This is a genomic window from Thermus sp. KWY1 (assembly GCF_057547025.1).
In genome coordinates, this window is sequence record NZ_BAAJPG010000029.1 from 1 (window position 1) to 21,398 (window position 21,398).

Consider the following 21,398-nt stretch of genomic DNA (forward strand, 5'->3'; position numbering starts at 1 on the left):
TCATGGAGGAGGACGTCCCGTACCCAAAAGGACCGGTTCTCCACCTCCCACCGGGAAAGGAGAAGCTCCCCAAGCCGCCTCGCGTCCGCCTCCTCGGCTCCCAAGCTGGTGAGGGCGTAGCTCGCCGCGCGCCGTACCTCCCCCGTCCCCTTGTGCACCACCTCCCGCTCCACCCGCACCACCTGTCGGCACCCGGGAAAGGCCAAGAGTGCATCCGGCAGATAAGGGGAAGCCCAGACCCGGTAGGTCCACACCTCCCCGTCCCGCACCACCTCCCAAGCTGACTCCGTCTCCCCGGGAAGCCGCCTTTCCTCCATCCCCTTGAATACCTCCAGAGCCCACTCCAGCAGTTCCCCCTGGTTGGCCTTCAGGACGAAGAGGTATGCCCCCCTTTTTCCACCACCTTCCCCGCCACCTCCGGGTACAGGTACCCCGCGTCCCCCACCACTACCTTCCCTTTGAGTCCCTCCGCCCCCAGGCGGTCCAGGAGCTCCAGAAGCGCTTGGTCCTCCCTCCCCTCCACCCGGGCCTGGGCCAGGGTGGTCTTGAGGTGCAGGGCCAGGACCTCCACGAGCCTGACCTGGGGGCTCTTCCCCTTGCCGCTTCCCCGGAGGTGCTTCCCGTCCACCACCAGGACCCCTCCCAGGTCCACCTCGGGGAAGACCTGGAGGAGGGCCTCCTGGAGCTTCTTTGGGTCCAGACGGTGAAGGAGGAGGGTGAGGATGGTGTGGCCCGGGGGGTTGCGCAGGCCCAGGTGGGGCAAGAGGTGAGGGTTGGCCCGGGCGAAACGTTCCACGCCGCGCAGGGAGTCCACGCGGGCGAGAAAGGCCACCAAGATGAGGGCCAACAAGCCCCACAAGGGATACCGCCGGTTGCGGGCCCTGGGGTCGGGGACTTGGGACAAGGCCTCGCGTAGGGTCATGCCCCCTCTTTACCCCAAGGCCGCATATCGGTCAAGTCTGTTTATACCGCGCCCGGGTGGACACGCCCTTCGCTCCGCGCTAAAGTGGTAAGGGTATGGACTTTCTTTACACCTTGGTCATCCTCCTCTACCTGGGCGTGGCGGGGCTTTTGGTCTACCTGGTCCTGGTGCAGGAGCCCAAGCAGGGCGCCGGGGACCTCATGGGGGCTTCCGCGGATCTCTTCTCCGCCCGCGGGGTCACCGGGGGGCTTTACCGCCTGACGGTGATCCTCGGGGTCATCTTCGTGGCCCTGGCTCTCCTCATCGGCCTCTGGACCCGTTGACAAAAGCCTTCCCCCTCGGTACCATAGGCGTTGCCTGGGGCCGTGGCGCAGTTGGGAGCGCGCCTCAATGGCATTGAGGAGGTCAGGGGTTCGAATCCCCTCGGCTCCACCAGGAACCCCCTGGGGAAACCCAGGGGGTAAGGCTTTTACCGTAAGGCCCTGACCCCCAAAAGGAGGAAGAGGAGGTTCGCCCCCCAGGCCCCCACCTCCGGGGGAAGGGCCCCGATCCCCGCCAGGGAGCGGCCCAGGAAGAAGGCTCCGTAGTACCCCAGGGCCAGGACCACACTTAGGCCCAAGGCGAGCCCCGTGCTCCGGCCGTACTTCAGGGCCATGGCCACGGCCAAGAGCACCAGGACCAGGTTGGCCAGGGGGAGGGCCAGCTTGGAGTGGAACTCCAGCCTAGCCCGCCACTTCTCCAGGGGGGCCAAAAAGGGGTCCCGCATCTTGGCCCAGGCCTCCGAGAGGCTATCCTGGCCGAAGCTGAAGGTGTCCGCATAGTCGGCGATGGCCCGGGCCCGGGAGAGGTCCGACTCCACCTCCATGATCTTGCCCTGGCTCACCACCCGGAAGACCTTGCGGGTCTGGGCCAGGAGGTCGGGGGCAATTTCCAGCCGGGGGATCTCCTGGAAGTCGATGCGAAAGAAGCGGTAGTCCCTCAGGGTGATTCGCTTGTCCTCCCAGCTTCCCCTTTCCGCGAAGAGGAAGGTGCCCTCTTCCCCTTGGAAGGAGGCGATCCGCACCCCCACCATCTCCTTCTTCTCCATGTCGAAGTCCTCGAAGTAGAGGCTTCGCCCCTTGCCGATGGGGATCTGCAGGCCCTTTAGGCGGAAAAGCCCAGCCCCTTGGGTGTGGATCTCGTCCCACCAGGCCACCCGCACCTTTTCGTTGTAGTGGGGGACCAGCCTCTCCTGGAGGTAAAGGGCCACCCCGCTCAGCAAAGCGCCTATTCCAACTAGGGGCAGGGCCGCCCGCCAAAGGGGAACCCCCCCGGAGAGGAGGGCGAACTGGGCCCCTTCCGCGGAAAGCCTGCCGAAGACCAGGACCGTGGTGGTGACCAAAGCGATGGGGAAGACCTGCACCAGAACCCCGGGCACGTGGTAGGAAAGCCAGCGGGCCACCTTGATGAGGGGCACCCCCTCCAGCCAGCGGGCCCCGGCGTAGAAGAAGCCGAAGAGGTAGACGGCGGTGAGGAAGAGAAGGGCCAGGAGCAGAACGGGGAGGCTTTCTTTCAGGATGTGCCGGTAAAGGGTCATGGGAGGCGGGCGGCGTACTGGGCCAGGGGGCTTGCGCTAGGGGGCACCTTGGTGCTGGCCTGGACCTTTCCCGAGGCAAAGCGCAGGTATAGCCGGGCGTTTGGCCCCTGGCCCCTCAGGGTGGCCTTCCCCTCCTGGTAGGTGAAGCTTCCGAGAGCCAAGGCCTCCTGGTCCTTCAGGTTCACCACCAGGGTTTCCGCCTGGAGCCTGGGGCTTTCCGCCTGGACCCTGCCCTTCAGGACCACGATGTTCTCGGCGAAGAGGGCCAGGGCCCTTTCCGCCTTCAGGCCCTTGAAGTCGGGGTTGCTGAAGGTGAGGCCTTTAAAGCGGGCTTCCTGCTTGGGGATGTCGTGCTCGAGGCTCTGGGCTAAAAAGGTTTCCTTCTCCGAGAGGAGCTCGGCACTCCGGGCCCGCACGAAGCTGCCCTCCTTGTACTCGAGGTAGCCCGCCTTGAGGCGGAGGCCGTTTTCGTGGTCGGTGAGGACCCCCCCCTGGGGCAGGGTGGTGACGCCGGTGTCCAGGTTGACCCGCTGGGTGCCGAAGGGTTCCACGCTGAAGGCGGCGAAGCGGGCCCCCAGGGCAACGGCCAGGAAAAGGATGGCCGTGAGAAGAAGGCGGCTAAGCCCGTTCATGGCACGTACTTTACCCGAGAGTTCTGAGGAGCGCCTTAAGGCTTCCTTGGCGTATATTGTCCCCCGTGCGCCTTTTGCCTTTCGCCTTGGCCCTGGCTCCCCTCTTTCCCCCTCTCGCCCTTTTGGCCCCCCTCTTTTTGGGCCACCTGCGGCGGCTTTCCCCTTGGGCGCTGGGCCTGTTGGGGGTCTATGCCCTTTCCGTCCTCCTTCCCGCCCTTGGGGCCCCAGAGCCTTTGGCTTTTCCCTTGGCCCTGGGCCGGGTCCTTTACGTCCTGGGCCTGGTGGGCGCCGGTGTGGCCCTTTACGCGGGAGCCTCTTCCCCTACCCAGGCTTTGAAGCCCTTAGGATATGGGCTTTTTCTCCTCTACATAACGGCCTTCGTGGCCACCTACCTCACCTTTGGGGACCAGGCGGTGCAGCAGAGGCTCATGCATCCCTTCCATAGCCCGGTGGGCCTGGGGTTTATGGGGGCTATGGGGGTGCTCCTTGCCGTGTATCTTCGCTACCCCTGGCCCTTCCGCCTCCTTTTGGGCCTTCTTGGGGGTGCGGTCCTGCTCCTTTCGGCAAGCCGCGGGGGGATGCTGGCCCTGCTTGTCGGAGGAGCCGGAGGGCTTCTTTTCCGGGGGCGGGGCCTTTGGGCCTTGGGGCTTGCGGGTCTTGTCCTCTTCGCCGCCTCCACCCTGGATACCCCTATCTCCGAGCGCTTCTTCCAGGCCCACCTCTCGGGGCGCGAGGGGTTATGGCTCAGGGCCTACGAGGTCTACCAGGCCCATCCCTGGACGGGGGTAGGGCCCTATGTGCTGGGGGATTACCTGAAGGGAACCCTCTTTGGGGAGTGCTTCCTTTTTCCCCTCCTCGAGGCCCGCGGCCTCACCTGCCCCGGCTGGCTTAAGCCCTTGGGGGGGCTTTGGAGCTTCGCCCACAACCATCTCCTCCAGGCCCTGGGGGAAAGCGGGATCTTTGGTGGGGTGGGGCTTCTCCTCCTGGTGGGGGGGTTTTTGGCGGCGGCCTGGGGGGAAGGGCTTCTTTTCTCCCTCCTCCTGGCCTTCGTGGCCATGGGGATAACGGACAACCCCTTCAGCGTTCCGAGCCCCTTCCGGGGGGAGATCTTCTTCCTGGTGGGGGGGATGGCCCTGGCCCGGGGGGTGCGGCTTCCCGCCAGTTTGGGCTTGGCGGGGGCGGCGGCCCTTCTTTGGTCCCTGCCCTTCCTTTACCTGGCCACTCGCCCTGCTATCCCCCCGCCAGCCCTGGCCTACCTGGCCCTTCCCCAGGAGGGGGTGGGCTTCCTCCGCCTGGTGGGAGGGGAAGGATACAGGGTCCAGGTGTGGCTTTGCGGGAAAGGATGCCAGCGCCTAGGCTGGGAGTGGTCGGGAAGCCAGCTGGTAGCCTTCCCTCTTCCTCAAGACCTTCCCCCCGGGGAGTACCGGCTTCGGATCCTCCTCTTCAGCCAGCACCGCCTGGCCCTTAAGCCCCGCTACGTCCTGGAGAGGGAGGTGCGGCGGTGAGGGGCTTGGCCTGGTTCCTCGGCCTTGGGGTTTTCGCCCTGGGGTTTTCCCTGGCCCTTTGGTCCTTGGACCAGGCCTTCCGCCTGGCCCCCCTCGCCCAGGAGGCCTGCCTTCCCGGCCCTCTTCCCGAAAGGGCGGAGCTATGGAGCAATGGAGTGGTGGAGATCCCCCTTTGCCGAAAGGGGCGGGTGGGGCTTCTCCTCGAGGGCACTCTGGCCCAGGGGAAAGGACCCTACGCCCTGGTGGTGGAGGGAAGCCGGGTCCTCTGGCAGGGGGAGGTGCGGGGGGTGAGGGAGGTCTGGGTGATGACCAGCGGCAAGGGAACCCTGGCCTTGGCCTTCACCAACGACCTCTACCAGCCCCCAGAGGACCGCAATCTATTCCTCAGGGCCTTGCAGGTCCGCTGAGGTCCACCGAAAGCTAGCGCAGGGAAAGGCCGAAGGAGAGGCTCTGCCCCGTGGCCTCGCTGTACTGCCCCTTCAGGATGTTCTGCCAGCGCACCTCGTAGGCGAAACAGCCGTCGTAGTAGCGGAAGGTGAGGCCAAGGCGGGTGAGGCCCTCCCGGTTAAGCCCCACCTCGGGGGCAAGCCAAAGGGCCTGGCAGCAAGTGCGCTCGGGGAGGGGCATGGCGTAGCCCAGGCGGAGTTCCTCCAGGCTACCCCGCACGTACCCCAGGCGGAGGGTGCCGAGGCCGGGGTCCTGGAACTCCCCTTCCAGCCGGTCCAGGCGCTGGCCCAAGGGGTTTTCCAGGGCGTAGCGGAGGCCGAAGGAGCCATACCGCCCTTCCAGGGTTAGGCGCTGGAACTCGTCCCGGTTCTCAAAGGTGAAGGGCGGGGTGGGGGATAAAGGCTCGAGCCTTCCAGCATAGGAGGCCCTCAAGGAGAGGCTCCCTTCCCGGAAGGCACCTTCCACGCTTCCTCCCAGGGCCAGGTAGGGGCTATACGAGGTGAAGGGATAAAGGGCGAGGAGGAAACTGGGGCTTAGGGTAAGCCTGAAAGGCCCTTCCCGAAAGGTTTCCCGGTACCCCCCCTCGAGGCCCACCGTGGTCCCCTGGCTCCTCCCCGTCTCCGCATAGCGCAGGAAAGGCCTTAGGGTGAGGTTTTCCAGGTGGAAACTGGGGGTGTAGCGGGCTTCCAGCCTGGGGGTATCGGCATCGGGAGGGCTGGGGCTTGCGGCGAAGAGGAGGTCGTCCCAGTAGGCCTTAACCTCGAGGGCGTAGCCCAGCTGCACCTCGGCACCCCGGGTGCCTTCCCGTAGGCCCAGGCGGAGGGCTTCTTGGGAAGTGCCCAGGCCTGAAGCAAGAAGAGTGAACCTTCTTGGCCACTGCCCGATCTCCTCCCCAGGCCTGGGGAGGGGAAAGTCCTGTAGGCCCAGGGTCCAGCCCCCGGTATCCGAGCTGGAAAGGATCAAGGGGTTTTTTAGGTCGGGCCTCCGGTTCACGTTGGCCCGGGCTTCCTCCAGGGGAACCTCGAGGCCCCAAAGCCCCAAGGTGGCGTCTCCCTTAAGCTCCCCGGTTCGCACCAGGAAGGTGACCTCTTCCATGGCCAGGCGCACATCCTCCCCGCAGGGGCAGGGAGTGGCCAGGAAGCCCTTAAGCCGGGCTTCCTCCCGGGTGAAGGTGGCTTCCTCCGCCCGCACCCGGTAGGCTGGGCTTTCCAGAAGGATGCCCCTTCCCTTCAAGGGAGTTCCCAGGGCCAGCGAGGCCACCTCCGCCTTCAGCTGCCCCTGGGCCAGGCGTACCTCCTTGAGTTCCTTTCCCAAGAGCACCCTGGCCTCCACCCGCCAGCCCTCGGCCTCCCCTTTTAGGCCTTCCGCCTGGAAGCTTCCTTCCTTTTCCAGGTAGCGGATCACGGGGGCTTCCAGGTAAAGCCCATCCCTTTCCAAGCAGGCCCGGCCCTCAAAGACCAGGACCTCCCCGTCGTAGGTCATCTCCTCACCGCCTAAAAGGCCTTCTTCCGTCTCCAGGGTGTAGGGCCGCTGCCCACAGGGGCCTGCCAGGGCCAGGCCCAGGAAGAGCCCAAAAACCAGAAACCGGTGCATGTTAGGGATTCTATAGGAGGGGCGCTTGGGATTTAAACCCGGAAAGGGCAAAGGGCATGGTATTCTTTCTTGGAAGAGGGGGGTGTGGAGGCGACTAGGAACCCCAGTTGAAGAGCTAGCGAACAAGGTTTCTAACCCTCGCAGGAAGATGGAGGAGGCATGCTCATGAAGCGTGTGACTGTTGTGGGGGCGGGGTATGTGGGGCTGACCACTGGGGCGGTTTTGGCCTACGTTGGTCACCGGGTGACAGTGGTAGATCTGGACCAAGCCAGGGTTGAGGGACTAAAGGCTGGGAAGGTTCCTTTTGTTGAGCCCTACCTAGAGGAGATCATGGGCCTATCCCAAGGGCGGCTCGCCTTCACCTCCCGGTACGAGGAGGCGATTCCTGAGGCGGAGGTGGTTTTTGTGGCGGTGGGCACGCCTCCTGGTCCGGACGGAGCTCCGGATCTTTCCCAGGTGCGTTCTGCGGCGCAGGGGATAGGGCAGCACCTGGGGTCGGGATTCACGGTGGCGGTGAACAAGTCCACAGTTCCTGTGGGAAGCGGTAACTATGTGGAGGCCCTGGTGCGGCGGGCTTATTGGGAGGTTTACGGGGAGGAACCGAGGTCCTTTGCTGTGGCCTCCAACCCCGAGTTTTTGCGGGAGGGGCAGGCGGTGTATGACAGTCTGTACCCGGACCGGATCGTGGTGGGGGCGGAGGACAGGAGGGCTTTGGAGGTGCTGAGGGAGCTTTACGAGCCCATATTGGAGCAGAGTTTTCCTGCTCCTCCTTTTCTTCCCCGGCCCGAGCGGATGGGCGCGGTGCCCTTCATCACCACCGACTTGGCCTCGGCGGAGCTGATCAAGTACGGGGCCAATGCGTTTTTGGCCATGAAGATCAGCTTTATCAACGAGTTGGCTGCCTTGGCGGAGCGGGTGGGTGCGGACATTCGGGAGGTGGCCCGGGGCATTGGGCTGGATAGCCGCATTGGGCCCCGGTTTTTGCAGGCGGGTTTGGGCTGGGGAGGGAGCTGCTTCCCCAAGGATACCCTGGCTTTGGTGGCTATGGGACGGGAATACGGGGTTTCCATGCCCTTGGTGGAGGCGACGCGGGAGGTGAACGCCCTGCAGCGGCAGCGGGTGGTGGAGAAGCTTTTGAGCGAGCTCAAAACGCTGAAGGGGCGGACCATTGCCTTGCTGGGGCTAGCCTTCAAGCCCCATACGGATGATCTCCGGGAGTCCCCGGCCTTGGAGCTGGCGGCCCTGCTGGTAGAGCGCGGGGCCTTCGTGCGGGCCCATGATCCCGTGGCCATTCCCCGCGCCCAAAGGGAGGTTTCCCTTGCCCTGGAGTATGCGGAGACCCCGGAGGCGCTTTTCCGGGGGGCGGATGCGGTGGTGCTGGCCACGGACTGGCCGGAGTACCGCACCTGGCCCTGGGAGACCTTAAGGGGTTTTATGCACACTCCCCTTGTGGTGGATGCCCGCAACCACCTGGACCGGGATAGGCTGGTGGCGGCGGGCTACCGCTATTTGGGTGTGGGAATACGTCCTGGAGGAGTCTTGGAAACTCAAGCTCGTGCAGTTAACGTTCAGAAGTAGGGTATGAGCATTCGCTTTGGTACCGAAGGGTTTCGTGGGGTGATCGCCAGGGACTTTACCTTTTCTGAAATTACGCGCTTGGCGGAGGCTTACGGTCGGTTCCTCCTGCAGAAAGATGGTGAGCGCGTGGTGGTAGGGTACGATACGCGGTTTTTGGCCAAACAGTTTGCTGAGTCCGTGGCGAGTTACCTTGCCAGTATGGGCCTCGAGGTCCACCTCCTCCGGGGTCCCGTGCCCACCCCGCTTCTTTCCTTTGCGGTCCGGCATATGGAGGCCCAGGGGGGAGTCATGGTCACCGCCAGCCACAACCCCCCCGAGTACCTAGGAATCAAGTTCAAGGATGCCTGGGGAGGCCCCATAACCCCCGAGGAGGCCAAAGCGATAGAAAGCCTGCTTCCGGACGGGGTGCTTCCCAGAAACGGGACCTACCACACCCTGGACCTTAAGGAAGCCTACTTCAAGGCTCTCGCCAATCTGGTGGATGTGGGAATCCTTTCCCGCTTCCAGGGGGTTCTTTACCACGACAGCATGGGCGGGGCGGGCGCAGGATTCCTAAGCGGTTTTTTGCGTTACATGGGGATTCCTGTCGATGTCCGGCCACTTCGGGAGGAGGCCCATCCCCTTTTCCACGGGGTAAATCCTGAGCCTATTCCCAAAAATCTCAAGGTGACCATGGATGCCCTGGTGGATGCCAGGCCACCCTCCTTCGCTGTGGCCACGGATGGCGATGCGGACCGGGTTGGGGTGGTGTTACCCGGTGGACGTTTTTTCAACCCCCACCAGGTCCTTTGCGTTTTGGCCCGTTACCGGTTTGCCAAGGGTCTAAGGGGACGGGTAGCCAAGAACTTTGCTGTGACCTGGCTTCTGGATCGCCTGGGGGAGCGGCTGGGCTTTGCCGTCACCACTACCCCCGTGGGTTTTAAGTGGATCAAGGAGGAATTCCTTAAGGGGGACGTGTTCTTGGGCGGGGAGGAGTCCGGAGGAGTTGGGATCCCCGAGCATTTGCCTGAGCGGGATGGGATTCTGGCTTCCCTTTTTCTCCTGGAAAGTGTGGTCGCAACGGGCAAGGACCTCGAGGAGCAGTTCTTGGAGGTTGAAGCCCTTGTGGGTCTTACACACGCCTATGACCGCCTGGACCTTCCCATTCAAAAGCCCTTGGATAGCGCCAAGCTTTTGGATCCCAAACCCTTGTTGGGCCTGAGCCCCGTGGGGGTGGAAACCCTGGATGGGGTGAAGTGGATCTACCCTGAGGGCTGGGTGCTCTTTCGGGCCTCCGGCACGGAGCCGATCGTTAGGATATATGCGGAGGCAACGGAGTTCCAGCTGGTGCAGGGTCTGCTCAAGGAAGCCCAAGAAATCTTGCTGGAGGAGATATGAAACGGTATGCGGTGATCCTGGCTGGAGGACGGGGGGAGAGGTTCTGGCCCCTCTCGAAGCCGGAAAAGCCCAAGCCCTTCCTGCGTCTTTTAGGAAACCACAGCCTGCTGCAGGCTACTTTTGAGCGACTGCGGAAGGTGTTCCCTCCGGAGGATATTTTCCTGGTGGTTCCTCCTTCCTTAGAGGCTCTTTCGCGGGAAGAGTTGCCGGAACTACCCAGCGGAAACGTTTTAGTGGAACCTGAACCCAGGGACACGGCCTATGCTGTACTCTTTGCTCTTCGCCAGCTTCCTGAGGGTGTGGTTGCCTTTTTTCCTGCAGACCATTTTGTGGGAGATGAAGAGGCCTTTGCAGAGGATCTCGGTCTTGCCCTAGATGCTGCCGAAGCCACAGGGGGACTAGTGGCCTTGGGGGTGCAGCCTACTTACCCCGCCACGGGGTATGGCTACCTGGAGCGGGGGGAAGAGACGGCGAAGCGGGTTTTTCGTGTAAAGCAATTTCTTGAGAAGCCTTCCCGGGAAAAGGCCATGGAGCTTTACCGCTCGGGCCACCACTACTGGAATGCGGGCATCTTTGTTGGAAAAAGGGAAGTGTGGCTGGAGGAGTTTTCCCGCCACGCACCCGGGGTGCTTCGGGGAGAAATCCCCAGGATTAGCGTTGACCATGCCCTCATGGAAAGGAGCGAGCGGGTCTACATGGTGCCAGCCTCTTTTCCCTGGGATGATCTGGGGGACTGGTTGGCCCTGGAGCGTCATTTAAAGGGTGACGGGGAGAATCTCGTTTTGGCCCGGCATGTGGGGCTGGACACGCGAGGGGTGATCGTGTATGCGAGTGGGGATGAGCTTGTGGTTACCCTGGGGTTGGAGAACCTGGTTATTGTAAGGGATGGCGGGATAACCTTCATTGCCCACAAGGATCGGGTGCAGGACCTCAAAGCCTTGCTAAGAAAACTGGAGGCAATAGTAGAAGTCTAGCCGGGTTGGTGAGTTTCGATGGCGATCACCGAAGCGGAAGGTAATCTGAGACACAGGAAAGGGAGGGTGGGCTCGTTGAGGGTTCTGATCACCGGTGTGGCGGGTTTTTTGGGCAGCCATTTGGCGGAGAGGCTTCTTAGGGAGGGGCACGAGGTCCTGGGGGTGGATAACCTTTCCACCGGGCAGAGGCGCAACCTGGAGCGCTTGGAGCGCTACCCTGGTTTCAGTTTTCTTCGGGCAGACGCCCGCGAGCCCCTGGAGGTAGAGGGTCCCCTGGACTGGGTGATGCACCTGGCGTCTCCGGCCTCACCTCCCAGGTACCTCAGGCTTCCTTTGGAAACCCTATTGGTGAACGCCGAGGGCACGCGGCACCTTTTGGACCTGAGCCTGGCCAAGGGGGCCCGCTTCTTCCTGGCCTCCACCAGCGAGGTTTACGGGGACCCTTTGGTCCACCCCCAGCCGGAGACCTACTGGGGGAACGTGAACCCCATTGGTCCCCGGAGCATCTATGACGAGGGCAAACGGTATGCGGAGGCGTTGACCCTGGCCTACCACCGGGTGCACGGCCTGCCTGTGCGCATCGCCCGCATTTTCAACACTTACGGACCCTACATGGACCCGGAGGACGGGCGCGTGGTGAGCACCTTCATCGTCCAGGCCCTCAAGGGGGAGCCCCTTACCGTGTACGGGGACGGGAGCCAGACCCGGTCCTTTTGCTACGTGGACGACCTGGTGGAGGGTTTTCGGCGCTTGATGGAGGTGGAGTACCCATACCCGGTGAACCTGGGCAATCCCGAAGAGTACCGGGTGCTGGAGCTGGCCCATTTGGTGAGGGAGCTTACGGGGAGCTCTTCGCCCATTGTCTTCCGGCCCTTGCCCGAGGACGACCCCAAGCAGCGGCGCCCCGACATCACCCTGGCTCGACGCTTGCTGGGTTGGGAGCCCAGGGTGCCGGTGCGGGAAGGGTTGCAAAGGACGATAGCCTACTTCAAAAGAGTTGTTGTCCCCTAGCGGATGAACTAACTAATATGACTGGTTATTTGCGTCGGTTTGTCCAGCACAGTTTAGTCCAGAATATCGTGGCCCTCTACGGGGTCCACTTCGCCAACTACCTTTTCCCCCTCTTTCTGGTCCCCTACCTGGCCCGGGTCCTGGGGCCCAAGGAATGGGGCCTTCTCGCCTTCACCCAGGCCTTTGGCGGGTACCTCAACCTCTTGGTGGAGTACGGCTTCGGCCTTTCCGCTACCCGGCAGGTGGCCCAGTCTCGGGATGCCCTTAGGAGGCGGGCTGAGTTGCTGGCAGGGGTTTTGGGTGCCAAGGTGCTGCTTTCCTTTCTGGCCCTAGGCGTGGGCCTTCTGGTGGGGTGGTTGATCCCCGTTTTCCGTGACCATCCCCAGGTCCTGTGGGCGGGGGTCTTCTGGGCCTTGGCTACAGCTTTCAGCCCCACTTGGTACTTTCAAGGGTTAGAAAGGATGCGCCTGGTGGCTAGCCTGGAGGTAGGGGCAAAGGCTCTGGTGCTGATTTTGATCTTCCTTGGGGTGAAGGGGCCTGGCGACACCTGGAAGGTTCTCGCCCTGCAAGGGGGAGCATCGCTAGTGGCTACCTTGTTGGCCCTCTACCTTGCCTACCGGGAGGTGCCCCTTCTCCTGCCCAAGCCCAAGGGGGTTTGGGAGGCCCTCCGCTTGGGGTGGAGTATGTTTTTCTTTCGCAGTGCAGTAAGCCTCTATACTCTGGGCAACACCTTCATCCTGGGTCTTTTTGCCCCGTCCCAGTTGGTAGGGTACTACGCAGGGGCGGAGAAGATCAGTAAGGCGTTTTTGGGGCTTCTCTCTCCGGTGAGCCAGGCCCTGTACCCAAGGCTAAGCCACCTGGCCCGGAGTGCCCCTTTGGAGGCAGCCCGGCTGGCCCGGCTGGGGCTTTGGACCATGGGAGCTGCGGGGGTTGTCCTAGGGCTTGGGGTCTGGGCTTGGGCACCCCTTTTGGTAAGGCTCTTCCTTGGGGAGGGGTATGAGGCTACGGTTTGGCCTCTACGAATCCTCGCTCTTCTTGTGCCCCTCATCGCTCTTAGCAATGTGTTAGGCATCCAGTGGATGCTTCCGTTGGGTTTGGATCGTCCTTTTAACGCTATCATCGTGGGGGCAGGGCTCATTAACCTGGTTCTGGCGGTGTTCCTGGCTCCCCGTTTATTCCATGTGGGAATGGCCTTAGCGGTGGTGGTATCCGAGCTTCTGGTTACCTTAAGCATGTGGCTGTACCTGCGAAGGCAGGGGAAGGACCCCTTTGCCCTTGCTCGGACGGGAGGTGGGCGGTGAGGGTGGACTACCTCATCGTGGGCGCTGGCTTCACCGGGGCTACCCTGGCGGAGCGGATTGCTAGCCAGCTGGACAAGAAGGTGCTGGTGGTGGACCGGAGGTACCACATCGGGGGCAATGCCTACGACGAGTACGACGAGAACGGGATCCTGGTCCACCGCTACGGCCCCCACATCTTCCACACCGGCAGCAAGAAGGTCTGGGACTACCTCTCCCGCTTCACGGAGTGGCGTCCCTACTACCACCGGGTGCGGGCGGTGGTGGAGGGCAAGGAGATCCCCCTCCCCTTCAGCCTGGCTTCCCTCAGGAAACTCTTCTCGGAAAGGCTTGCGGACAAGCTGGAGGAGAAGCTCCTCGCCCAGTTCGGCTACGGGACCAGGGTACCCATCCTCAGGCTCAAGGAGGTCCAGGACGAAGACCTCCGCTTCCTGGCGGACTACGTCTACCGGAACGTCTTCGAGGGGTACACCCTCAAGCAATGGGGGCTTAGGCCCGAGGACCTCTCCCCCTCGGTGACGGGACGGGTTCCCATCCTGGTGAGCTACGACGAGCGCTACTTCCAAGATCCCTACCAGGCCATGCCCAAAGAGGGGTACACGGCCCTTTTTCAAAGGATGCTGGCCCACCCCAACATCAAGGTGCTCCTGGGGGTGGACTGGAGGGAGGTGGAGGGGGAGGTGCGCTTTGACCGCCTCATCTTCACTGGGCCCATCGACGAGTTCTTCGGCTACCTCCACGGCCCCCTGCCCTACCGCTCCCTGCGCTTTCGCTTTGAACACCATCTCAGGCCCTGGTTCCAGGAGGTGGGCACGGTGAACTACCCTAACGAACACCCTTTCACCCGAATCACCGAGTTCAAGCACCTGACCGGGCAGGCCTACCTGCCCCACACGGCGGTGGTCTACGAGTACCCGGAGGCCTACGAGCCAGGGAGGAACGAGCCCTACTACCCGGTGCCCCGGGAGGAGAACGAGGAGCGGCTTAGGCTCTACCAGAAGGAGGCGGAGAAGCTCAAGACCGTCCTCTTTGCTGGGAGGCTTGGGGACTACCGTTACTACAACATGGACCAGGCGGTGGCCAGAGCGTTGAAGGTTTTCGAGGAGGTTCTCTATGGAAAGCGTCACTGGTAAAGTGGTCCACGTTTTTCCTGGGTGTCAGCGTGGTGGAGGCCCTGCAGGTTATTGCTCAAATCTCCGTGATGCTTTGAACGCGGTTGGGGATGTGGGGAAAATAGAGCTGCTTTTTCCAGACATGCCCTATGGGATGCGCACACGAGGGCGGGTATTTTTTAGAAAGCTGGCACGTGGTTTGCCCTTGTTTTTGTTAGCTCCGCTTTTGGCGCTCCGTATGATAGTAATTACACGCTTTGCCTTCAGGTATTTCGGATTCAAGCGAAGCCAGTTAGACCTAATGAAACGAGCCAAGGTGGTGATCTTTCACGACCCAAGATTAGCTTATGCCTACTATAGCATACGAGGGAGAATAGCTTGTCAAAAAGTAATCATAATGCCCCATTCACCAACAGATGTGGCTACAGAGCTTGTTCAAAATTGGCAAGAGCAGTATGGCTCTACAAGGCTATGGCCCCACATTCGTAATATCCTTGCAACCTTAGAGATGAAAATTTATCTTAATAGCAGCGGCATCTTGGCTCCCTGTAAGAGTGCGTTGGATGGCTACTTTCGTGACATTCGGGGACGGGAGGCATTCTTTCGGCTCCCTGTTTATGAGCTGGCATCTGGTGTCCCTAGATTATCAAGACGTAAGTCAACATCGGAAGTTAGGGCTAGTTGGGATATCCCTTTAGGGAGCAAAGTGGTGGGTTTTTTCGGCAGGCACCATGCCCACAAGGGATATGACTTGTTTTGCGATGCTGCGCGGCTAGCCCACGAAAAAGGCTACAGAGACTTAGTGTTTATTGCAGCCGGAAAGGGATACCTACCTTCTCCGCGCCATTTGCCCAACTTTCGCCACCTGGGCTACCTTACGGAACAGCTACCAGATGCCATAGCTGCTGTCGACTTAGTTGTGGTTCCTAACCGTGTGACCTATTTTGACTTGCTCCTTCTTGAAGCCATGTCCTTGGGAAAACCGATCCTCACGAGTCAAGTTGGTGGGAGTCTTTGTATTAATTCACCAGGAGTGTTTTATGTAAAGGAATTGACTCCTTCCGGTCTCCTCTTGGCTATACTAGAGGCCTTATCTAATGCTAGTTTAAATGAGGCAGGGTACACCAACCAAGATGTACATGCTAGGCATTATGATTTACGACCTTTTGGGGAACGCCATCTCAAGCTTGCGGAACAGTTGATCGGAGAAGTAGGGGTCGTGGAAACGTGCTAACAAGACTGAGTGGACATGTGACGGCTAGACTACTCAAATGCTGGACTAGAAGCTTATGCTATATTAACAAAAAGGCCAAAAGGAGGAAAAAGTGAAAAAGGCCAAGTTCCTACCACCCCAGGTGAGGTTCCAGATCGCTCTGGAGGTCATCAAGGGTGACAAGAGTGCGGTAGGGTTCGCCCGTGCCTGCGGCATTCATCCCAACACCGTTTACAAGTACCGGGATGTGTTGCTGAGCAAGGGGCCTCCCTCTTCTCGGACGACACCTAGAAGTAGTACGCGAGGAAGATCCGGGAGCTTGAACAGCTCATCAAAAAGAACGAAGGATGCCAAGACTTTTCTCCAGAGGGAGGGGGGAAAGTTACCCCAGGCCATCATTCACCACGATCAGGGGGAGCCATGGAACCTGGCCTGACGGCTGACTTGAGCCACGAGTGGGTGGAGCAGTTGCTTCTTGGGGATGGTCAGTGGGTTTCCAGAACAGGTTCCTTTCGGAAAGCAGACAGCCTGATGGGCCCTAGGGGGAATCCGGTGATGGCGTTGTTTTTTTCCTGCTTCAAAGGGGAGAACTGGGACCTCATCTTGGAGACCAAGGACCTGACGGAGGTGAAGGAGGTGATAGCGGAGGCGTTGCGATACTACCATGAGGGAAGACTTCACTCTGAGTAGGGGTGCAGAACACCCAGGGAAGCTTTAGCGGAGGCTCGTAGGGCCTCACATGGGGGAGGAGGCCAGTAAAGTGCTAAATTAGCAAGCCTAGGGTCAGGGAGGCGTGTTTGTGGAAGATCATGACCGATCAGATTGGTCACATTTATCAGCAGACAGTTCGTGAGGCTTGGTAGACCATGCGTGCTGCGACGCCTGATTTGCACCGTCGGCAAGTAGGGCATATACGTGGAATGGCAAGGATATTCCTCCTTGTCCTGGGGTCATGGCTCCTGGGGTACGCCTATCTAGCAAAAGGATTCGCTTATATCGGTATCCCTCCGCTCTATGTTGACTCAGTGCTCCTCGCCCTCGCTGGACTCTACCTCCTCTTACAACCCAGGTGGCTGGGGGTCGCCAAAGATCCGTCGGCGCTGTTGCTTTTGCTTTTCATGGGTTGGGGGGCTGTCCGGACCTTGCCCTACGTCGGCATGTATGGCATTGATGCTCTTCGGGATAGTGTTCTCTGGAGCTACGGGATCATCGCCCTTCTACTCGGTTATCTGACTTGGAGGATCCCGCTCGAGGGCCATGTAGTCAACTGGTATATCCGCTGGATGGGTTGGTTACCTCTTTGGTCCCCGGTAGCCTTTTTGGTGTACTGGTTATACGGGGAGGCTTTGCCCCGGTTTCCGTGGGGTCCAGAGGGCGGCGTGCCGGTGGTGAATCCTAAGGGTGGCGACGTGGCGGTACACCTAGCAGGTGGTCTGGCTTACTGGCTTCTTGTTCGGCCTTACTGGCGTGCTGGGGGGTGGCAAGGGCGACTCTTTTGGTTGGGCTGGTTGGTAAGCTTCGCGTTTGTTGCCTTCACGGGTCGAGCAGCTTTCCTCACCATTGTCCTTGTTGCTTTGGTGTTAATTCTCCACGTGAATCTGATGCGGTGGATCCGTGTAGCCTCCGTAGTGGCGGGCTTCGTTCTTGTGGTGGGACTTCTTGACGTGGAGATTGATGTTGGCTTGGCGCGCACGGTTTCCTTCGACCAGCTTGTCATAAACGTGGCTAGCGTCTTTGGGAACATGGAAGGCTTCTCAGGGGAGGGAACCAAGAGGTGGCGTTTGATGTGGTGGAGTGAGATTGTCAACTATACTGTTTTCGGGCCTTACTTTTGGACAGGCAAAGGCTTTGGTATAAACCTAGCCGATGACGACGGCTTCCAGGTGAACTCTGATGGGTCCCTCCGTAGCCCCCATAATGGTCACTTGACTGTTCTCGCCAGAACTGGCGTGCCTGGGTTTGCTTTGTGGGTATTCTTTTTTGCCCTTCTTCTGGGCCGACTGTGGCTGAGTTATTGGCGCTGGCGCTCCCGAGGTGAGCGTTTCCAAGCAGGTTTACGTTTGTGGACTTTCAGTTACCTACTTGCAGCTAATGTCAATAGTGCGTTCGATGTGTACTTAGAGGGCCCCCAAGGAGGGATCTGGTTCTGGGCCATTGTCGGGTTCGGTATAGGTCTCTTGCTAAAGGAGGGGAAACTGATCCCAGGTGAAAGTGGCCTTCGTACATACTCACTACCAACAGCCCGGCGGTGAAGACGCGGTCTTTGAAGCCGAGAAATCCCTGCTGGAGGGGAGGGAACACGAAGTCATTCCCTTTATACTCCATAACCGAGCGTTAGAAAGCATGCCTCGTAGGCGTCAAGCAGCGGTGACGGTTTGGAATGGAGAGGCCTACCACAACCTGCGGTTGCTCATCCGAGAAAAGCGTCCCCAGGTGGTACACATCCACAATACGTTTCCTTTGGCTTCCCCTGCAGTCGTGTATGCTGCCAAGGTTGAAAAGCTCCCCCTAGTCATGACCCTTCACAACTACCGCCTTCTTTGTGTAAACGCTCTCTTCTTTCGCCAGGGGCGGGTGTGTGAGGACTGCCTCGGGCACTTACCCTGGCGGGGGGTGGTACACGGGTGCTACCGGAATAGCCGCGGAGCCAGTGCAGTGGTGGCAGGCATGTTAACTTTACACCGCTTCCTGGGCACCTGGGACATGGTGGACCGCTACATCGTCCTTACAGAGTTCTCGCGACAGAAGTTCATCCAGGCTGGGTTCCCGCCCGAGAAGCTGGTAGTGAAGCCTAACTTTGTTCATCCAGATCCTGGAGTAGGTTCCGGAAAGGGCGGGTATGCTCTTTTTGTGGGGCGACTCTCGCCGGAGAAAGGGATAGGAACCCTCCTGAAGGCATGGGAAAACCTGGGTGGAAGGGTGCCCCTTAAAATCGTGGGCGATGGACCTTTGGCTGAGGAGGTGCGCACGAAAGCTGAGCGGATACCGGGGGTAGAGTGGTTAGGGCGTAAACCATCTGAGGACGTCTACCACTTGATGGGAGAGGCAGCACTTTTGGTTTTGCCATCGGAGTCGTACGAAGGGTTTCCTAGGGTGATAGCTGAGGCTTTTGCTAGGGGTTTACCTACCTTAGCGACGGCTCTTGGTTCTCAGGATAGTATCATCGATGATGGTCGCACCGGCCTGCTCGTTCGTCCGGGAGACCCCGAGGACCTTGCTACCAAGGTGGAGTGGCTTCTTACTCATCCCGGGGAGCTTGCCCGCATGCGGCGGGAGGCTAGGGCGGAGTACGAGGCCAAGTATACGGCGGAGCGGAACTACGAAATGCTCATTAGGATTTACCAAGAGGTATTGGAGGGTAAGGGATGAGTTCTATTCCTCATGGTCGCATTCTCGGTATGCGGGTAGATGCCGTTGGTTTCGGAGAGGCTATAAGCCTGATCCGGGAGTGGGCTAAGAGGGGAGAGAGCCGCTATGTATGCGTGGCTAATGTCCACATGGTTATGGAGGCATACGACGACCCCGTGTTTAGGGACCTGGTTAACGCGGCCGATCTGGTTACGCCGGATGGCATGCCCTTGGTATGGATGCTCCGCTCCCTAGGATTTGCTGGACAGGAGCGGGTGTATGGCCCGGAACTTACCCTTCGAGTGTGCCAGGCGGCCTCGGAGGCAGGGCTATCCGTGGGGTTCTATGGTGGTCATCCCACCACCTTGGAGGCTTTGGTCAAGAACCTCAAGGACAGGTTCCCTGGTCTAAACGTGGCCTACGCTTTTAGCCCCCCCTTTAGGCCCTTAACCCCTGAGGAAGACGCTGCAGTGGTTGAGGAAATCCACAAAAGGGGCGTACGTATCCTTTTCGTGGGTTTGGGCTGTCCAAAGCAAGAGCGTTGGATGGCAGAGCACAAGGGACGTATTCCTGCCGTCATGCTGGGAGTGGGGGCTGCCTTTGATATCCATGGGGGCCGGGTAAGGCAAGCGCCTTCTTGGATGCAACGGATGGGGTTGGAGTGGTTCTTCCGCTTCCTGCAAGAGCCTAAGCGGTTATGGCTAAGATACCTTAAGCACAATCCCCGTTTTGTTATCCTAGCCCTGGGGGAGTTATGGCAGATTCGGAAGAGGAGGGCGTGGTGAAGAGAGCTTTGATCACGGGCATAACCGGCCAGGACGGTTCGTACTTGGCGGAATTTCTCCTGGCGAAAGGCTATGAGGTGCATGGTGTTGTCCGCCGTTCGAGCACCTTTAATACGGCCCGCATTGACCACCTCTATCGGGATCCTCACGAAACCGACGTTCGCCTCTTCCTCCATTACGGCGATCTTGCAGACGGCACAGGTCTTCGGCGCATCCTGGAGAAAGTGCAGCCAGATGAGGTATACAACCTGGGTGCCCAGTCCCATGTAAAGGTTTCCTTTGAACAGCCGGAGTACACGGCGGATGTGGTGGCTACCGGCACCTTGCGCCTTCTGGAGGCGGTAAGGGATTATGTGAAAATTTCGGGGAAGGAGGTGCGCTTCTACCAGGCTGGCTCCTCGGAGATGTTTGGCGCTTCTCCCCCGCCACAGAATGAGAGAACCCCCTTTTACCCCCGTAGCCCCTATGCGGTGTCCAAAGTGGCTGCCTACTGGTTTGCGGTTAACTATCGGGAATCCTATGGCCTTTTCATTTGTAATGGGATTCTTTTCAACCACGAGTCGGAGAGGCGGGGAGAAACTTTCGTGACCCGTAAGATTACCCGGGCTGCGGGCAGGATTAAAATGGGGCTTCAGCGAAAGCTATACTTGGGCAACCTGGAAGCCAAGAGGGACTGGGGTTATGCCCCTGATTATGTGGCGGCCATGTGGCTCATGTTGCAGCAACCGGAGCCTGATGACTACGTGATAGCCACGGGGGAGGCCCATTCTGTACGCGAGTTCTTGGAGGAAGCCTTTGGATTGCTGGGGCTCGATCCTTACGAGTACGTGGAGATAGACCCCCGGTATTTCCGTCCCGCCGAGGTGGATTTCCTCTTAGGGGATGCCTCTAAGGCCCGGGAAAAACTGGGGTGGCGTCCCCGGGTTTCCTTTAAGGAGCTGGTAAGGCGCATGGTAGAACACGATTTGGAGCTTGCCAGGAGGGAGAGGACGCTGTTGGAGGCGGGCCATGCCATCAGCCTGTCGGGGGTGATGGACCGTGGATAAGGGGGCAAGGATCTTTGTTGCTGGTCACCGGGGGTTGGTGGGGAGTGCCCTGGTGCGGAAGTTGCAGGCTGAAGGGTTCCGGAACCTGATTCTCAGGACCCGTGAAGAATTGGACCTCACCGATCAGGCAGCGGTAGAGCGTTTTTTTTCTCAGGAGCGTCCGGAGTATGTGTTCCTGGCAGCAGCCAAGGTGGGGGGGATTTTAGCCAACAGCACTTACCCTGCGGACTTTATCCGCGTTAATCTGCAGATTCAGGTCAATGTCATCGACGCGGCCTATCGCTATGGGGTGAAGAAGCTACTTTTTTTGGGTTCTAGCTGCATCTATCCCAAGTATGCCCCCCAGCCCCTGAGGGAGGAGTATTTACTTTCGGGGCCGCTGGAGCCTACCAATGAGGCCTATGCGGTTGCCAAAATCGCCGGCATAAAGATGTGTCAAGCCTACCGGCAACAATATGGGTTTAACGCCATTAGCCTCATGCCCACCAACCTTTACGGGCCCGGGGACAACTTTGATCTGGAGACTTCCCATGTGGTGCCTGCGCTGATTCGCAAGTTTCACGAGGCCAAGGAGGAAGGGCGTAGAGAGGTGGTGGTTTGGGGCTCAGGTACTCCGCGGCGCGAGTTTTTGCACGTGGATGATCTGGCGGATGCGGCTCTCTTCCTCATGGAGCACTACGACGAGGGTGAGATCATCAACGTAGGGGTTGGAGAAGATATTTCCATACGCGAGCTGGCGGAGTTGGTGGCCGACATCGTAGGGTTTCGGGGCGAGATCGTCTATGATCGTTCCAAGCCTGACGGCACACCACGTAAACTTCTGGATGTGACCCGCCTTTTTGCGCTGGGGTGGCGGCCCAAGATTCCACTGAGAGAAGGCCTGGTGGTCACTTACCGCTGGTTCCTGGAGAACCGCGCCTACGTGCAGAGGTAGGGGGCAGGATGAGATGGGGGACGAAACTTAGGACCCAGGATGGAGGG

20 protein-coding genes, 1 tRNA gene and 1 pseudogene are annotated in these 21,398 nt (G+C 60.1%); 18 read left to right on the top strand and 4 right to left on the bottom strand.

Going from position 1 to position 21,398, the window contains the following annotated elements:
- A pseudogene (locus AC27GT_RS08700) lies at positions 1–922 on the bottom strand (ISAs1 family transposase); the annotation flags it as partial.
- 95 nt (positions 923–1,017) lie between these two features.
- Here AC27GT_RS08700 and secG point away from each other — a divergent pair.
- On the top strand, positions 1,018–1,245 hold the full coding sequence (gene secG / locus AC27GT_RS08705; RefSeq protein WP_038030757.1) for a preprotein translocase subunit SecG: 228 nt from the start codon (positions 1,018–1,020) through the stop codon (positions 1,243–1,245).
- Positions 1,246–1,281: 36 nt separating this feature from the next.
- Positions 1,282–1,357 (top strand) — tRNA-Ala (locus AC27GT_RS08710).
- Positions 1,358–1,391: 34 nt separating this feature from the next.
- Here AC27GT_RS08710 and AC27GT_RS08715 read toward each other — a convergent pair.
- Complete coding sequence (locus tag AC27GT_RS08715; RefSeq protein ID WP_487223966.1) at positions 1,392–2,498, bottom strand: LptF/LptG family permease; 1,107 nt, start codon at positions 2,496–2,498, stop codon at positions 1,392–1,394.
- Positions 2,495–3,130 (bottom strand): hypothetical protein, encoded by a 636-nt coding sequence (locus AC27GT_RS08720; protein ID WP_126209185.1) that lies wholly within the window; start codon positions 3,128–3,130, stop codon positions 2,495–2,497. Before AC27GT_RS08720 ends, AC27GT_RS08715 begins: the two co-directional genes overlap by 4 nt.
- 65 nt (positions 3,131–3,195) lie before the next feature.
- Between AC27GT_RS08720 and AC27GT_RS08725 the strand changes: the two genes are divergently transcribed.
- Together AC27GT_RS08725 and AC27GT_RS08730 are read left to right on the top strand one after the other, a co-directional pair.
- On the top strand, positions 3,196–4,635 hold the full coding sequence (locus AC27GT_RS08725) for an O-antigen ligase family protein (protein WP_487223967.1): 1,440 nt from the start codon (positions 3,196–3,198) through the stop codon (positions 4,633–4,635).
- Positions 4,632–5,042, top strand: coding sequence for a hypothetical protein (locus AC27GT_RS08730; protein ID WP_487223968.1), 411 nt, complete (start codon positions 4,632–4,634; stop codon positions 5,040–5,042). The genes AC27GT_RS08725 and AC27GT_RS08730 overlap by 4 nt, the downstream gene beginning before the upstream one ends.
- A 13-nt stretch (positions 5,043–5,055) precedes the next feature.
- On the opposite strand, the gene AC27GT_RS08735 is transcribed toward AC27GT_RS08730, so the two are convergent.
- On the bottom strand, positions 5,056–6,675 hold the full coding sequence (locus tag AC27GT_RS08735; RefSeq protein ID WP_487223969.1) for a hypothetical protein: 1,620 nt from the start codon (positions 6,673–6,675) through the stop codon (positions 5,056–5,058).
- Between the two features lie 165 nt (positions 6,676–6,840).
- Here AC27GT_RS08735 and AC27GT_RS08740 point away from each other — a divergent pair, with 165 nt between their 5' ends.
- The 14 genes from AC27GT_RS08740 to fcl all read left to right on the top strand — a co-directional run bounded on the left by AC27GT_RS08740 (position 6,841) and on the right by fcl (position 21,351).
- The gene (locus AC27GT_RS08740; protein WP_487223970.1) at positions 6,841–8,253 is read left to right on the top strand and encodes a UDP-glucose dehydrogenase family protein; all 1,413 of its coding nucleotides are present in this window, start codon (positions 6,841–6,843) and stop codon (positions 8,251–8,253) included.
- A gap of 3 nt (positions 8,254–8,256) precedes the next feature.
- The gene (locus tag AC27GT_RS08745; RefSeq protein WP_487223971.1) at positions 8,257–9,630 is read left to right on the top strand and encodes a phosphohexomutase domain-containing protein; all 1,374 of its coding nucleotides are present in this window, start codon (positions 8,257–8,259) and stop codon (positions 9,628–9,630) included.
- Positions 9,627–10,604 carry a mannose-1-phosphate guanylyltransferase gene (locus AC27GT_RS08750; protein ID WP_487223972.1) on the top strand — a complete coding sequence of 326 codons (978 nt, stop codon included), beginning with the start codon at positions 9,627–9,629 and terminating at the stop codon, positions 10,602–10,604. The genes AC27GT_RS08745 and AC27GT_RS08750 overlap by 4 nt, the downstream gene beginning before the upstream one ends.
- A gap of 75 nt (positions 10,605–10,679) precedes the next feature.
- Positions 10,680–11,615: a UDP-glucuronic acid decarboxylase family protein gene (locus tag AC27GT_RS08755; RefSeq protein ID WP_487223973.1), complete on the top strand. Its 936-nt coding sequence runs from the start codon at positions 10,680–10,682 to the stop codon at positions 11,613–11,615.
- A 17-nt stretch (positions 11,616–11,632) separates the two neighbouring features.
- Positions 11,633–12,916, top strand: coding sequence for a flippase (locus tag AC27GT_RS08760; RefSeq protein WP_487223974.1), 1,284 nt, complete (start codon positions 11,633–11,635; stop codon positions 12,914–12,916).
- Positions 12,913–14,046 carry a UDP-galactopyranose mutase gene (gene glf, locus AC27GT_RS08765; protein ID WP_487223975.1) on the top strand — a complete coding sequence of 378 codons (1,134 nt, stop codon included), beginning with the start codon at positions 12,913–12,915 and terminating at the stop codon, positions 14,044–14,046. The genes AC27GT_RS08760 and glf overlap by 4 nt, the downstream gene beginning before the upstream one ends.
- Entirely contained in the window at positions 14,027–15,259 is a 1,233-nt protein-coding gene (locus AC27GT_RS08770) for a glycosyltransferase family 4 protein (protein ID WP_487223976.1), read from the top strand. The genes glf and AC27GT_RS08770 overlap by 20 nt, the downstream gene beginning before the upstream one ends.
- Positions 15,260–15,350: 91 nt before the next feature.
- The gene (locus tag AC27GT_RS08775) at positions 15,351–15,674 is read left to right on the top strand and encodes a transposase (protein ID WP_487223977.1); all 324 of its coding nucleotides are present in this window, start codon (positions 15,351–15,353) and stop codon (positions 15,672–15,674) included.
- Positions 15,659–15,928 carry a hypothetical protein gene (locus AC27GT_RS08780; protein WP_487223978.1) on the top strand — a complete coding sequence of 90 codons (270 nt, stop codon included), beginning with the start codon at positions 15,659–15,661 and terminating at the stop codon, positions 15,926–15,928. Before AC27GT_RS08775 ends, AC27GT_RS08780 begins: the two co-directional genes overlap by 16 nt.
- Before the next feature lie 230 nt (positions 15,929–16,158).
- The gene (locus AC27GT_RS08785) at positions 16,159–17,490 is read left to right on the top strand and encodes an O-antigen ligase family protein (protein WP_487223979.1); all 1,332 of its coding nucleotides are present in this window, start codon (positions 16,159–16,161) and stop codon (positions 17,488–17,490) included.
- A complete protein-coding gene (locus AC27GT_RS08790; protein ID WP_487223980.1) occupies positions 17,444–18,607 on the top strand; it encodes a glycosyltransferase family 4 protein in 1,164 nt (387 codons plus the stop codon). Before AC27GT_RS08785 ends, AC27GT_RS08790 begins: the two co-directional genes overlap by 47 nt.
- A gap of 29 nt (positions 18,608–18,636) precedes the next feature.
- On the top strand, positions 18,637–19,371 hold the full coding sequence (locus AC27GT_RS08795; RefSeq protein WP_487223981.1) for a WecB/TagA/CpsF family glycosyltransferase: 735 nt from the start codon (positions 18,637–18,639) through the stop codon (positions 19,369–19,371).
- A complete protein-coding gene (gene gmd, locus AC27GT_RS08800) occupies positions 19,368–20,417 on the top strand; it encodes a GDP-mannose 4,6-dehydratase (protein ID WP_487223982.1) in 1,050 nt (349 codons plus the stop codon). Before AC27GT_RS08795 ends, gmd begins: the two co-directional genes overlap by 4 nt.
- Positions 20,410–21,351 (top strand): GDP-L-fucose synthase, encoded by a 942-nt coding sequence (gene fcl / locus AC27GT_RS08805; protein ID WP_487223983.1) that lies wholly within the window; start codon positions 20,410–20,412, stop codon positions 21,349–21,351. The genes gmd and fcl overlap by 8 nt, the downstream gene beginning before the upstream one ends.
- The last annotated feature ends 47 nt before the right edge of the window (positions 21,352–21,398 follow it).